This window comes from Piscinibacter defluvii (genome assembly GCF_004011805.1).
GTDB lineage: Bacteria > Pseudomonadota > Gammaproteobacteria > Burkholderiales > Burkholderiaceae_C > Piscinibacter > Piscinibacter defluvii.
Map to the genome: position 1 here is coordinate 18,096 of NZ_RCHJ01000037.1, position 14,129 is coordinate 32,224.

The 14,129-nt window shown below is 63.2% G+C and carries 12 protein-coding genes and 1 pseudogene; 3 read left to right on the forward strand and 10 right to left on the reverse strand.

What is annotated here, in order from left to right; genetic code table 11:
* Positions 1-36: 36 nt before the first annotated feature.
* Positions 37-630 (forward strand): recombinase family protein, encoded by a 594-nt coding sequence (locus D9C15_RS31455; protein WP_012435588.1) that lies wholly within the window; start codon positions 37-39, stop codon positions 628-630.
* Positions 627-3,656 carry a Tn3 family transposase gene (locus tag D9C15_RS31460; RefSeq protein ID WP_012077404.1) on the forward strand — a complete coding sequence of 1,010 codons (3,030 nt, stop codon included), beginning with the start codon at positions 627-629 and terminating at the stop codon, positions 3,654-3,656. The genes D9C15_RS31455 and D9C15_RS31460 overlap by 4 nt, the downstream gene beginning before the upstream one ends.
* Before the next feature lie 471 nt (positions 3,657-4,127).
* Here the strand turns inward: D9C15_RS31460 and D9C15_RS31465 are convergent, their stop codons facing one another.
* The 9 genes from D9C15_RS31465 to D9C15_RS31505 form a co-directional block, all read right to left on the reverse strand.
* Positions 4,128-4,823: an ABC transporter substrate-binding protein gene (locus D9C15_RS31465; protein ID WP_128003429.1), complete on the reverse strand. Its 696-nt coding sequence runs from the start codon at positions 4,821-4,823 to the stop codon at positions 4,128-4,130.
* 14 nt (positions 4,824-4,837) lie between these two features.
* Positions 4,838-5,266 carry a globin gene (locus tag D9C15_RS31470; protein ID WP_128003430.1) on the reverse strand — a complete coding sequence of 143 codons (429 nt, stop codon included), beginning with the start codon at positions 5,264-5,266 and terminating at the stop codon, positions 4,838-4,840.
* Between the two features lie 74 nt (positions 5,267-5,340).
* The gene (locus D9C15_RS31475) at positions 5,341-6,366 is read right to left on the reverse strand and encodes a 2Fe-2S iron-sulfur cluster-binding protein (RefSeq protein ID WP_128003431.1); all 1,026 of its coding nucleotides are present in this window, start codon (positions 6,364-6,366) and stop codon (positions 5,341-5,343) included.
* Positions 6,363-7,343: a PdxA family dehydrogenase gene (locus tag D9C15_RS31480; RefSeq protein WP_240668671.1), complete on the reverse strand. Its 981-nt coding sequence runs from the start codon at positions 7,341-7,343 to the stop codon at positions 6,363-6,365. The genes D9C15_RS31475 and D9C15_RS31480 overlap by 4 nt, the downstream gene beginning before the upstream one ends.
* Positions 7,340-7,813 (reverse strand): aromatic-ring-hydroxylating dioxygenase subunit beta, encoded by a 474-nt coding sequence (locus D9C15_RS31485; protein ID WP_128003432.1) that lies wholly within the window; start codon positions 7,811-7,813, stop codon positions 7,340-7,342. The genes D9C15_RS31480 and D9C15_RS31485 overlap by 4 nt, the downstream gene beginning before the upstream one ends.
* An 18-nt stretch (positions 7,814-7,831) precedes the next feature.
* Positions 7,832-9,061, reverse strand: a complete 1,230-nt coding sequence (locus D9C15_RS31490) for an aromatic ring-hydroxylating oxygenase subunit alpha (RefSeq protein WP_128003433.1) — start codon at positions 9,059-9,061, stop codon at positions 7,832-7,834.
* A gap of 42 nt (positions 9,062-9,103) precedes the next feature.
* Entirely contained in the window at positions 9,104-10,081 is a 978-nt protein-coding gene (locus tag D9C15_RS31495; RefSeq protein ID WP_128003434.1) for a Bug family tripartite tricarboxylate transporter substrate binding protein, read from the reverse strand.
* Between the two features lie 51 nt (positions 10,082-10,132).
* Positions 10,133-10,846, reverse strand: a complete 714-nt coding sequence (locus D9C15_RS31500) for an ABC transporter ATP-binding protein (protein WP_128003435.1) — start codon at positions 10,844-10,846, stop codon at positions 10,133-10,135.
* Positions 10,839-11,963 (reverse strand): cytochrome P450, encoded by a 1,125-nt coding sequence (locus D9C15_RS31505; protein WP_128003436.1) that lies wholly within the window; start codon positions 11,961-11,963, stop codon positions 10,839-10,841. Before D9C15_RS31505 ends, D9C15_RS31500 begins: the two co-directional genes overlap by 8 nt.
* Before the next feature lie 170 nt (positions 11,964-12,133).
* Here D9C15_RS31505 and D9C15_RS31510 point away from each other — a divergent pair, with 170 nt between their 5' ends.
* A complete protein-coding gene (locus D9C15_RS31510) occupies positions 12,134-12,892 on the forward strand; it encodes an IclR family transcriptional regulator domain-containing protein (RefSeq protein ID WP_240668672.1) in 759 nt (252 codons plus the stop codon).
* Positions 12,893-13,044: 152 nt separating this feature from the next.
* Here D9C15_RS31510 and D9C15_RS33790 read toward each other — a convergent pair.
* A pseudogene (locus tag D9C15_RS33790) lies at positions 13,045-14,067 on the reverse strand (DUF3363 domain-containing protein).
* Positions 14,068-14,129 lie beyond the last annotated feature (62 nt).

The window sequence follows — 14,129 nt, forward strand, 5'->3', positions numbered from 1 at the left end:
ACCATACGGAAACCTCGTCTTAATGGTTTTCCGCTTATGTTGGTAGGTTACATGCGCGTGTCGTCGGACTCCGACCGCCAGAGCACGAACTTGCAGCGCGATGCGCTGCTCGCCGTCGGCGTCGATGCGCGGCATCTGTTCGAGGATCATGCTTCCGGCGCGAAGGACGACCGCGCGGGCCTGGCGCGGGCGCTCGAATTCGTTCGCCCTGGCGACGTGTTGGTCGTGTGGAAGCTCGACCGGCTCGGCCGTTCGTTGTCGCACTTGCTCGCCATCGTGACCTCGCTCAAGAAAAAGCAGGTGGCGTTCCGCTCGCTGACGGAGAACCTGGATACCACGACGCCCTCGGGCGAGTTTCTGTTCCAGGTGTTCGGCGCGCTCGCGCAGTACGAACGCGCCTTGATCCAGGAACGTGTCGTCGCCGGTCTGGCTGCCGCCCGCAAACGCGGCCGGATCGGCGGCCGGCCGCAGGCGATCACCGGCGAGAAGCTGGAGGCCATCGTCGCTGCGCTCGATGGCGGCATGTCCAAGGCGGCGGTGTGCCGCAACTTCGGCGTCAAGCGAACCACGCTGATCGAGACCCTGGCACGGGTTGGTTGGACGGGCTCTCGTGGAGCGTCATCGCGATGACGACCAAGAGCGAACGATTGACCGTCCTGTCGGACGCCGAGCAGGAAGCCCTGTACGGCCTGCCGGACTTCGACGACGCCCAGCGGCTGGAATACTTGGCGTTGACTGAAACCGAACTGGCGCTCGCCAGCAGCCGGCCTGGTCTCCATGCCCAGGTCTATTGCATCTTGCAGATCGGTTACTTCAAGGCCAAGCATGCCTTCTTCCGCTTCGACTGGAGTGAGGTCGAGCACGATTGCGCCTTCGTGCTGAGCCGCTACTTCCACGGCGAGTCCTTCGAGCACAAGCCAATCTCCAAGCACGAGCACTACACCCAGCGCGAGTGGATTGCCGATCTGTTCGGCTACCGGCCGTGGGCGGCCGAGTTCCTGGCGCAGCTCGCGCAGCAGGCCGCGCAGACCGTGCGGCGCGACGTGATGCCGGGGTTCATCGCCGCCGAGCTGATCGTCTGGCTAAACGAGCACAAGATCATCCGGCCCGGCTATACCACCCTGCAAGAGCTGGTGAGCGAAGCCCTGTCCGCCGAGCGTCGGCGGCTGGCTGGCCTGCTGTCGGAAGTGTTGGACGAATCGGCCAAGGCCGCGCTGGGTCGGCTTCTAGTGCGTGACGACACCCTGTCGCAATTGGCGGCGCTCAAGCAGGACGCCAAGGACTTTGGCTGGCGTCAGATGGCCCGCGAACGCGAAAAGCGCGCCACGCTGGAGCCGCTGCACCGGATCGCCAAGGCGCTGCTGCCCAAGCTCGGCGTCTCGCAGCAGAATCTGCTGTACTACGCCAGCCTGGCGAACTTCTACACCGTCCACGATCTACGCAACCTGAAGGCCGATCAGACCTACCTCTACCTGCTTTGCTATGCCTGGGTGCGCTACCGGCAGCTTTCCGACAACCTGGTCGATGCGATGGCCTACCACATGAAGCAGTTGGAGGACGAAAGCAGTGCGGGCGCAAAGCAATCCTTTGTCGCCGAGCAGGTGCGCCGTCAGCAAGACACACCGCAGGTCGGCCGCCTGCTGTCGCTTTACATCGACGACAGCGTGCCCGATCCCACGCCGTTCGGCGATGTGCGCCAGCGCGCCTACAAAATCATGCCCCGCGATACGCTGCAAACCACCGCGCAGCGCATGAGCGTGAAGCCGGTGAGCAAGCTGGCTTTGCACTGGCAGGCGGTGGACGGCCTGGCTGAGCGCATCCGCCGCCATCTTCGGCCGCTGTATGTCGCGCTCGACCTCGCTGGCACTGATCCGGGCAGCCCGTGGCTCGTGGCGCTGGCCTGGGCCAAGGACGTGTTCGCCAAACAGCAGCGCCTATCGCAACGGCCGCTCGCCGAATGTCCAGCGGCCACGCTGCCGAAACGCTTGCGACCGTACCTGCTGACCTTCGATGCCGATGGCAAGCCGACGGACCTGCATGCCGACCGCTACGAGTTCTGGCTGTACCGCCAGGTCAGGAAGCGCTTCCAGTCGGGTGAACTCTACCTCGACGACAGCTTGCAGCACCGGCATTTTTCCGACGAGCTGGTTTCGCTGGATGAGAAGGCCGCCGTGCTGGCGCAGATCGACATCCCGTTCCTGCGGCAGCCACTCGATGCCCAGCTCGATGCGCTCGCGACCGAGCTGCGCGCTCAGTGGCTGGCCTTCAACCGCGAGCTGAAGCAGGGCAAGCTGACGCACCTAGAATACGACAAGGACACGCAGAAGCTGACATGGCGCAAGCCCAAGGGCGAGAACCAGAAGGCGCGCGAGAAGGCGTTCTACGAGCAACTGCCGTTCTGCGACGTGGCCGACGTGTTCCGCTTCGTCAACGGCCAGTGCCAGTTCCTGTCGGCGCTGACGCCTTTGCAGCCGCGCTATGCGAAGAAGGTCGCCGACGCCGACAGCCTGATGGCGGTCATCATCGCGCAGGCGATGAACCACGGCAACCAGGTCATGGCACGCACCAGCGACATCCCGTACCACGTGCTGGAGAGCGCCTACCAACAGTACCTGCGCCACGCAACGCTGCACGCGGCCAACGACTGCATCAGCAACGCCATCGCCGCGCTGCCGATCTTCCCGTACTACTCGTTCGACCTCGATGCACTGTACGGTGCCGTCGATGGTCAGAAATTCGGCGTCGAGCGGCCGACCGTGAAAGCGCGCCACTCGCGCAAATACTTTGGGCGCGGCAAGGGCGTGGTCGCCTACACGCTGCTGTGCAACCACGTGCCGCTCAACGGCTACCTGATCGGCGCGCACGATTACGAGGCCCATCACGTGTTCGACATCTGGTATCGCAACACGTCGGACATCGTGCCGACCGCGATCACCGGCGACATGCACAGCGTCAACAAGGCCAACTTCGCTATCCTGCACTGGTTCGGCCTGCGTTTCGAGCCGCGCTTCACCGACCTTGGCGATCAGTTGAAGGAACTCTACAGTGCCGACGATCCGGCGCTGTACGATCAGTGCCTGATCCGGCCGGCCGGGAGAATCGACCGCGATCTCATAGTCAGCGAGAAGCCGAACCTCGACCAGATTGTCGCCACGCTCGGACTGAAGGAGATGACGCAGGGCACGCTGATCCGCAAGCTATGCACCTACACCGCGCCGAACCCCACGCGGCGCGCGGTGTTCGAGTTCGACAAGCTCATCCGCAGCATCTACACGCTGCGCTACCTGCGCGATCCGCAACTGGAGCGCAACGTTCACCGCTCACAGAACCGCATCGAGTCCTATCACCAGCTACGCTCAACCATCGCCCAGGTCGGCGGCAAGAAGGAATTGACCGGGCGCACCGACATCGAAATTGAGATCAGCAACCAGTGCGCCAGGCTGATCGCCAACGCGGTCATCTTCTACAACTCGGCCATCCTCTCGCGGCTGCTGATGAAGTACGAGGCGAGCGGCAACGCCAAGGCGCACGCTCTCCTGACCCAGATATCGCCGGCGGCCTGGCGGCACATCCTGCTGAACGGGCATTACACCTTCCAGAGCGACGGCAAGATGATCGACCTGGATGCGCTCGTGGCGGGGCTGGAGCTGGGATGACGGAAATTTCGGCGGTTCTGGCTTAGAACCCCAACTCAATTACTGCAGCCTCGCCGCGCAACTGTTGGACAGTGCGCGGCGAAACAAATGGCAACGGAAATAAAAGTAGCAAGGACGAGTGACAGCTGGCGCGGTGCGGATCATTGTGTTACTCCTTGATGGCTATTGATGACTGCTCGATCGAATCAACCGCCCAGCCAAAGCGCCGGGTGGCAAGTGATGAATAACCCGAAATAGGCCCGCGCGGACAGACATCAGTCCTGTGCTTAAGAAGAGTGATGCACACTGGCGTTGTCGCTGGGCAGAATTCAAAAGGAGATTGATCGACGTCTACTGTCAGCTCAGGAAGCAGCTGCGCACGGTTTGGGCTCGACCTCTTCGGCTCGAAAAACGCTCAGGGGATCGGCGATTGCGCTCGTGCTTCATCGAGAACCGGATGAAAGAGGAGTAGTGTCCTTCGAGCTCGCTGAGCTACCGGATGATCCTGCGGCCGTGGCCAACGATCATGGTATCGACATAGCTTGCACCTGAGCGATCCGCCACACCCGCGAGTGCGGCCTTGCCTTGGCCATCGTCCTGATAGACGACGCCCCAGACCTTCATGCCTGTGATGACGCCGACGTTGACGGCATTTTCGGCTTCCTTCGAAAAACTCGTTCGTACGATGAAGACGAACTTGTTCGTTGGGTCTTTGGTTGCCGGGGCCCCTGATACGGCTCCGATCAGCGGAACCTGGCGCTCATTGACAAGGGCAGAGACGGCCAGGATCCCCGGCGTGCCCATGAACCCGAAGAGGCACAGCACACCTTGATCGAGCATGGCCTTCGCATTTCGTACGACCAGGTCCCTGTCGAATCTGTCGTCCATCAGTTCAACGCGAATTTTCCTTCCGTGCACGCCCCCGGCAACATTCATATCCTCGAATGCGATGCGCGTGCCCTCTCGAAACCCCTGGGCGGTGCTGCCGAGGACGCCCGTCAATGGCAGCGACATACCCAAGACAATCTCGTTTGCGTTGCCAGCCCCAAGGGAAGAGCGCGCAAAGCCTCCAGCGGCAATAGCTGCCACTGCCGCTAGCAGGCGACGGCGCGAACATGCCGCTTGCTCCATGATCACAGGAGCCCGTTCAACCGGCTGGCTCAGCAAGCCTGCACCATTTGTGCTCATAGCAGTCTCCTTTGTTAATGGTTCAGCGGGCCATCGGCGATTTGCGCGTGCCGAGCCACGATCGACATCAGGTGCTTGAGTTGACGGCGCCAGGATTCTTCGTGGCTCGGCGTCCAAGACTCGCCCACGGCGTCCTGCATTGCCTGCACCACCGCCTCGAAATAGCTCTCATACATGGACAGAGTCGCGCCATATTCCCGGTGGTCTCCCACTTCCCGCTCGACGATGCCCTCCAGGTACCCCACTTCCTGTGTGCATTCCAGGATCATCGTCAGGGTTTCATTGAACATCCGCCCCCGGCCGAGGGCATCGTTCCCGAACAACGCACGGGCGTCTGGCCTGAGTGCAAAGAATCGTTCGTACACCAGCGGCACGAGGTCATCGACTCGCTCGGCTGCCAGTTCAAGAGACTCATGGATCGATAGCAAGTCAGACAATTTCATCTCCAGGTCGTTGGCTCTTCCGGCGACCGGCGTGCATGGCTGCCGCGGCGGGCGTCCGATCGGTGCAGGCGCAGCTAGACCACGGCGGCAGGGCTTTCCGTGACGAATGAATCGCTGAAGAACTGCGGCGGTGGCAGCCCTCGCTGATCCTCGAGGGCCGTGCGCACGGCCTGCACCATGGCCGGCGCGCCGCAGGCGTAGACGTCGAAGTCCTGCACCGAGTCGAAGGTCTCCAGCACCGCCTGGTGCACCCGTCCCCGCCGTCCACTCCATGCCGCCGCATCGACTGGGGCGCTGATGACGGGCTCATAGCGCAGCGAGGGACGCTGCCTGAGCCACTTCTTCACCACGTCGGGCGCATACAGGCCAGCGGGCGCGCGGGCGCCCCAGAACAGGGTCATCGGCCGCTCGATGCCGCGCTTGATGATGTCGTCGATGATGGACTTGACCGGCGCGAAACCCGTTCCGCCGGCAATGAACAGCAACGGACGGTCGCTCTCCTCGCGCAGATAGAAGTCGCCGTGCGGGAGTTCGATTTGCAGCACATCGCCCTTGGCCAGATTCGGAACGACGCTCGATGTGAAGCCGCCACCAGGCATGTGCCTGATGTGCAGCAGAACACCGTCGTTCTCATGTGGCGCGTTGGCCATCGAGAACGAACGCCGTTGCCCGTCGGGAAGAATGACCTGCAGGTACTGGCCAGCGGCGAAGCGGGCTCGCACGCCTGTCGGAAACCGCAGGTGAAGGATCGAGACGTCGCTGGCGACGAGCTGGTTGCGGAAGACCGTCGCCGAATAGGTCTTGCGTGCGTCGGGGTCGATGCGGTGCCAGGACCGCGGCGCGATCAGCAGATCGCTGGCCGGCTGGGCGCGGCAGAACAGGTGTTCGTCGGGCGCGTTGATCCCGGCCTCATGGCCGCCTCCGCCGGTACCGACCACCAGTTCTCCCGCCAGCACCCGGCCCTTGCAGTTTCCGCAGGCGCCCTTGCGGCAGGAATAAGGCATCTCGATGCCATGCTTGGCGGCCGCGTCCAGCACGGTCTGCCCCGCTTCGGCGTCAAACTTGACGTCCGTGCCGTCGATTCGGATTTCATAGCTCATGGCGCCTTGCCTTTGGTTGTCGCCGGTGCTGTCACATGGCCCAGCATCGCGACGGTTTCGATCATGGCCCGGGCCGAGGCGACGCCTTTGCCGGCAATGTCCATCGCACTGCCGTGGCCCACGCTGGACAAGAGCACGTCGGCGCCGATCGAGATCGCGGAAGCGCGCTGCGGGCTGAGCAGCTTGATCGGGATATGACCCTGGTCGTGAAAGATCGCGACGTAGAGATCGTGGGCACGCGAAGCCAGCAGCATGTCCCCGCCCGCCGGCCCCGTGAGGTCGAACCCTTCTGCACGCAGTTGTGCGGCCGCGGGTTCCGTGATCGCACCGTCTTCGGTGCCAAATAGACCGCCTTCGCCCGCATGGGGATTGATCCCCATCAGCGCGATGCGCGGCGTGTCGATGCCCAGCCGGGCCAGGGTCCGAACGCCCGCGCGTGCTGCATCAGCCACCAGCTCGGGCGACAGCCGGCCCAGCGCGTGTTGCACGCTCTCATGCAGCGTGACGTGGACGATCCGCAATCCTCCTCCGATCAGCAGCAGGAACACGCTGTCCTCGGGCTGGCCGCACACGCGCGCCACCAGCGATGGATAGCCCGAAAAGACAATGCCAGCCTGTGCGATCGCGGTTTCGTGATGGGGCGCGGCGACCACCGCATCGAACCGTCCGCGCTGCGTGGCCTCGATGGCGCGCGTGGCAGCATCGACGGCAGCAGCGCCCGCCTGGGCGTTGATCTCGCCGGGCCTGAATCCATCCTGCAGGACAGGCGCGGATGGCTCGACTGAGGCCACCGCCAGCGCCTCTCCCAAGCCCAGCATATCGGCGGTGTCGCGAAGAACGTTCGCCGGCCCGAACAGCGTGAGCGCCACGTCATCGCGCCCGGCATAAGCGGCCACCGTCTTGAGCGCGATCTCCGGCCCGATGCCGTTGGGGTCCCCAACGGGGATCGCGATGCGGCTGACAGTTCCTTGTGTCACAGGGGAACGGCCAACAGGGTGTCGAAGCGGCTGCTGTCGCAAACCACGACGCGGCGCTTGAGTTGCAGCCTCTCGCCGTTCAGGTCGAACACGTCCTTGTAGAGGCCTGTGGCGTACAGGAAGGTTTCATCGCCCTGGACGATGCGCACGACCAGGAAAGGCGTTTCGCACTCGGCTTCGTTCGCGTCGCTGCGCACAACGTGCGGGAGTCCCACCATGTGGCGGTAGGTCTGACGCTCGTAGACATTGGCATGGCGCAGCGCCGAGATGCGGTCCTCCAGCATGGCCCGGGACGTCGCGTACATCAGCCCGGCCGCAAGGCCCGTGCGGTCGTTCTCCGCGCTGGTCACCCGGTAGTGGCACACATCCGCAAAAAAGCCTGGCCAGCTCTCCAGGTTGTCGCTGTCGATGCAGCGGGTGTAGGACGCATTGAAGTCCAGCAATTGATCGCGCAAACTGAGTTTTTCCATTTCGATTTCCTTCGGTCTTCAAACGCCCATCAGCACGCGGTATTGCTTCCAGAAGCCCCTCACGGCAGCCTCCGTGGCACGCGAACTGCTCGAGGCCGTGCTGTCGCCGCCCATCTCCAGCACCGCCTGTTCGGCCCGCGTGCCGGCAATGCCGCGCTGCACGAAGCCGCCGACGGCGCCGTCCTCCATCGACACGAATCCCGCCGCCCCGATCAGGTTGGCCTGCTTGAGCCGGACTTCGCGCTGCGCCGGCGTGTCGGACACGTAGCCGATGTAGGTCCAGTTCAGATCGGTCTTGTCGATGCCGCGCGGCAGCACCTGGCGGATGGCCAGGCAGTTCTGGATCTGCTGCAACACGAAGCCCGGGAACACCGACAGAATCTGCAGCGTGATGCCGTCATCGAACTCCTTGAAGCCCTGCAGCAGGCTGGGGTCCTTCAACTGGTAGCCGGACTGGTCGGATCGCAGCCCCTGGTCCTTGTAGCCGTCGAAGCCATCCTCGTCGACCTTCGAGTAGCTCACGTGATGAGCACCGGTCTCGCTGACGATGACACCGCCCTCCTGGGACAAGCGATTCAGCCGGAAGGTGGTGAAGAACAGGTGCAACAGACTGGCGTGGTAGGTGTCCTTGACGTTCTCGTAATAGAGCTTCCAGTTGTTGGGAAGCGCCTGGGTGAAGCGCCCGATCACCTCCACCGGACGGCCCAGCACCCGCTCGATGCGCGCGCAGATCTCGTCGCCCAGGTACTCCTCCAGTGGGTCCACGTCGTCGCTAAAGCTGCCGAACACCAGGCCACAGAAGATCGCCACGCGCAGCTTGGTCGGGTGATGGTGGTCCTTGCAGAAACCTTCGGGCATGCCGCCCGCACCGTTGACCCCGCCTTCGAATGCCACGCCCTTGAGGTCGCCCTTGAGGCTGTAGGTCCAGGCGTGGTACACGCACTGGAAGTCCTTGGCGTCCTTGCCCGACTTCTCCAGACAGATCAGGGCGCCGCGGTGAGTGCAACGGTTCTCGAACGCGTAGATTTCGCCATCCGCATCGCGCGCCACGACGACCGGAGTCTCGCCGACGAAGGTCGTCCTGTAGTCCCCGCTTTCGGGGATCTCGTTCTCGAGGCAGAGATAGTTCCAGGTATCGCCGCGGTAGATGTTGCGCTGCTCGTCGGCAAAAACCTGATCGTCGCGGTACACCGCCAACGGGACACGGGTTTCACCTTGAGGAATCCATTGGATAGTCGAAGTCTGCATGTTGAGTCCTTTGAGAGATTGGGTGAGCTGGAAGTGAGGGAGTCAATCGACCGTGATCTTTGCGGCCTTGATCACTTGAGCCCAACGAGCGGTTTCCTCGCGCACGAAGCGATCCATCTGTTGCGGCGTGCTGCCGACGACTCGCGCACCCCGCTTGGCAAAGTTCGCCTGTACGTCGGGCAGCTTCAGGGCATCCACGAAGACACGGTTCAACGCGCGCACCATGTCATTGGGAGTTCCCGGGGGCGCGACCACGGCAAACCAAGTCACCGCCTGCATGGCAGACAACCCTGCTTCCGCGAAGGTTGGAACTTCCGGAAGCACCTCGGAGCGCTTCGTGTCAGTGACGGCAAGGATCCGAATCTTGCCGCTGCGGTGCAACGGCATCGACGAAGTGAGGTTGTCGAAGAACACATCGACCTGGCCGCCCAGAAGATCCGTCAGCGCGGGCGCTGTACCCTTGTAGGGCACGTGGATCATCCGTGTACCCGTCAGGGACTCAAACAGCGCTGCTGTCAGATGCGACGTCGAGCCATTGCCCTGCGAGGCAAAGGTGACCTTGTCCGGATGGGCTTTCACATAAGCGAGGAACTCCTGAACCGTCTTGGCGGGAAACGAAGCACTCACCGCAAGGACATTGGGTACCTCGGCCATCACTGTGACGGGCATCAGTTCGTTCGAGTCGTAAGCGAGTTTGGGGTAGAGGCTGCGGTTGATCGCAAGCGGGCCGGGTGGCGAAGCCAGCAGCGTGAAACCGTCGGGTTTAGCCTTGGCCACCTGATCGGCGCCGATGTTCCCTCCCGCACCTGGCCGGTTCTCCACCACGACCCCTTTCGGGAAGTGCGGTCGAATTTTCTCGGCCAGGATGCGCGGCAAGGCGTCGGCCGTGCCGCCCGCGGGGAACGGAACGACCAAGAGCAACGGCGCAGCGTTCAGGTCCGCTGCCTTGGTGTGCCAACAGATGGCAACCGCTGACAACAGGATTGCGAGGCGAAGTATCGGCTTGGTAGAAATTTGCATGTTGAGTCCAAGAAAAATGTGAGCGAGATGCTGAGAGGGGTACGGCTTTGCTCAGACCCCGAGGTACTCGGCCAGTCGGTCGGGTTGCGAACGCATTTGTTCGCCGGTGCCTTCGAGCACAACCCGCCCCTTGACCAGGATCAGGTTGCGGTCGGTGAGGCCGGCGACGGCTTTCCAGTTCTTGTCGACCAGTACCGTGGCGATGCCCGCCGCGCGGATGAGACCGATGATTCGCCAGATCTCCTGCGCAATCAGGGGCGCCAGTCCTTCGGTGGCTTCATCGAGGATCAGCAATAGCGGGTTGGTCATCAGCGCGCGGCCAATGGTCAGCATCTGCTGCTCGCCGCCGGACAGTTGCTGCCCCCCGTGGCCGAGCCGTTCGGCCAGCCGCGGAAAGACCTCGAGCACGCGTTCGAAAGTCCAATCCCGCCTGCCGTCCACACCCGGCCTGGCGGAGACGTTCAGGTTCTCGCGCACGCTGAGGTTCGGGAAGATGCCACGGCCTTCGGGAACATAGGCAATGCCCAACTGGGCGATCTGGTGCACGCTCATACCCCGCGTGGACCGGTTGTCGATAGACACCTCCCCGTCGCGCGGTGCGACCACACCGACCAAGGACTTCAGCAACGTCGACTTGCCCATGCCGTTGCGACCCATCAAGCCCACGGCCTCGCCCTTGCGGATGTTGAAGTCCACGCCGTGCAAGATGTGGCTCTCGCCATAGTAGGAATGCAGTCCGCGCGCCCGCAGCAGGAATTCAGACATGGGAAGCCTCCACGTCACTGCCCAGGTAGGCACTCTGAACTTCTGGACTGGAACGAATGATGCCGGTACCGAATGCCAGATTGCCCGCGGCGCGTCGCGTCACATCGAAGACGTCGGCACGTTCCCAGCGGCGCGGGTCGCGGTTGGCCGAGCCGATGAGGACGCAGATCTTCTGTTCCTGAGGCAGCGCGACCCCGCCCAGCTCGACATCCTTCGTGGTCGTGCGGTAGAAGGAATGGAAGGTGCTCTCGAAGCGCAGCACCTCCTCCAGCGCCTGCCTGGCCATGGCGGGATTGGCGTGCACGAGCGCCCATTGGTCTGGGTGGCGGGCGAACGAAAGGATGGCGTTGCACAGAGTGAACGCGGTGGTGTCCAGGCCTGCCGACAGCAGCGTGCGCACCAGCATCGGCGCCTCCTCGGGCGCCAGATCGCCGTCATCGGCCGCACGGTAGAGCTGGGCGCCGAAGCCATCGGGCGTCAGGTTTTCGCGCTTGCACACCTCGCCGATCCAGGCAATCGATTCCTGCGCCGCCGCCAGGCGGGTCTTGAACCGCTCGTTGATCGGACCGAAGCCGTTGAACACCATGTCGCCATAAGGCAGCAGATGTTGCCGCCCTCCGGCGGGCACCCCCACCGCATCGCCGAACACCTTGAGCGGGTAGGCTGCGCACAGGTCGGGCACCGCGTCGAAACGGCCTTTCTCCAGAATCCGGTCGATCAGTAGCTCGGCCTGGCGCTCGAAGGTCGGGCGCAGCTTGTTGATCGACGCCGGCGCCAGCAGACCGGCCACCACCTTGCGTGTGCGCCCGTGCATGGGCGGGTCCGCCTCAAGGATCAAACTGGGCTTTCGCCAAGGCTCCTCGGTATGGAAGTTGGCGAGACCGACCCCGGCGCTGGAGCAGAAGGTCACATGGTCGCGCAGCACCGCGTCGATTTCCGCGTGCCGTGCGATCGCGTAGACCCCGTAGCGCTGGAGGTGGACGATGGGTCCGAGTTCACGCAGGACCTCGTAGTGCGGATAGGGGTTGTCGAGGGCGTCCTCGGCATAAGGGTCGAAGTCGGAAATCGGCGCATCGACGCGGGACGGCTCGTGGGAAAGCGCGGTTGTCATGGGCATGCCTTGTCTCGTGGCTATAGAAATCTGAAAGGGGCTACACCGCCCTCCCCTCTTGTGCAAGTGGTCAAAGCTTAAGAGCTGCCTTGCATTGGGTCAACGATTTCGCGTATAAAGTGCGGATACCGTACTTTATGTTTGTCTTCACCAATCCCCGAGATAGAAGGATCACGATGGAAATCGAAGAGAAGGAATACGTGATGGGTCTCGAGAAAGGGCTCGCGATCATCGAAGCCTTCGGACAGCGCAAAGGGCCAATGACGCTCACGCAGGCCGCAGAAATCACCGGCCATACGAAGGCGTCGGTGCGGCGCTGTCTGCTGACGTTGTGCAAGCTCGGGTATGCGGCGCAGGTGGGAAGGCAGTTTCAGCTGGCCCCTCGCACACTGCGTCTTGGCCATGCCTACGTCAGCTCGGACCCATTGACGAAAATCGCGCAGCCGATTCTGGAGATGACTAGCGAACGCACCAAGGAGTCGGCTTCGGTGGCCGTGCTCGATTCGCAGGATGCGGTGTTCGTCGCTCGCTCAACGCACCGCCGCAGCCTATCCAGCGGGCTGGGCGTCGGTGCACGGCTGCCCGCTTATTGCAGCGCCACTGGCCGCGTGTTGTTGTCTGCACTTCCCAAGACCGACGTGGAGTTCCTTCTCAACCGCATGTCACGCCCGGCCTTTACCCCACGCACCCTCACGAACATCCGGGACATCCTGCGCGAGATACAGGTAGTGCACACGCAAGGCTATGCGATCAGCGACGAAGAACTCGAGATTGGTCTGCGCTCGATCGCGGTGCCCATCCGCAACGCAGCGGGCGAGATGATCGCGGCGCTGAGCCTATCGGTCTCAACCAGCCGCATGACGCGAGCATCCATTGTCGAGAAACTGCTACCGGAACTCGAAACGGCCCGGAGAAACTTTGCAACGTTGCTGTAAATCGACCACATGCCACTCAGCTGCCGCCAACAACAATACGAAATCGACATCGCCTCCGAGATCAAACGCGATCTGCCGTCCGGTAGTGAGCCTGGAAGTCGACATTGTCCACGGGCGAGCAGCATCGGCAAGTTCTAGCCGATGCACTGCGGTCAGATGCCGATACCGCGCCGGTGACCGAGCTGCCAAGTGACCGACTGTCCGCGCACAATCGCCGACACCTGCAGCCCTAGACGTTGTTCGATCACGGGTTTCCACGGCACCAAATGAAAGCCCATGCCGTCATCAAGTATGGCAAAGTGGCCGCTGGCGAGCTGGATGGACTGGCGGTAGACGCCGCTGACGCGTTGCCCGTCCTGCACCGGGTGCCAGGCCTTGCCGATCTGCTGCTGTAGGCTCTGGCCCACCGAGGCCAGTTCGCGATCGCGCAGGGTAGCTAGCAGGTTGCGTGCCAGAATGATGCGCTGACCCCAGGGCTCGGCCAGCCCCTGCCCGGCCAGGAAATCCACACGCTGGTCCATGGCCTCGCGCACCTGCGCACCAAAGCCCTGGCCGGTTGGTTGTAGGCCTTTGGCGCCATCCGCCACCAGGCCGCGGTCCAGCCAGGTCGCACCCATCGCCTTGATCTGTTGTTCAACGGACAGGTGCGAACGCAGTTCGATAGAGTGTCCTGCGACCTTCTGCGCATCGTGCTGCCTGGCCTTCTGCAGCAGATCGGCCGGCACGGCCCAGACGCCATCGGCCGTACGCTCCACGTAGCCACTGCGGCACAGTGCTTCGAGCCGACGCACGTGGACCTAGGACGTGGCCTGCGGGTCGCGGTCACTGGCCTGCGCGAGCTGGGCCTGGTGGCTGGCCGCGGTGCAGATGCCGTCCCTGGCCGCCGCCAGGATGCTGCGGTCTACGGCCCTCTCCTGCGCTGGCGGCTTCGCTTCCAAGATGCCGCCGATGGGCAGTCCGGCCAGGTCGGCACCGGCTGGCAGCTTCAGGTAGTGCGCCCGGCCGTCGATGCCATCAACCACCAGATAGGGTCGGTCGTGCAGTTCATCGTCCAGGCCCTTGGCCGCGATGCGCCCGATGACGTGCGAATCCGCAGATGGGTCGGTCATCAGTTCCCGCTGCTCGCCCTTCATCGCCCGATGCATGCTGCGCAGGATGTCGCTGCGCTCGCCCATGGCGGGGTCTCCTCGTTTTCAGTGCAATAAGTGACGGTACGAAAAGCTAGCACTGGCGCGGA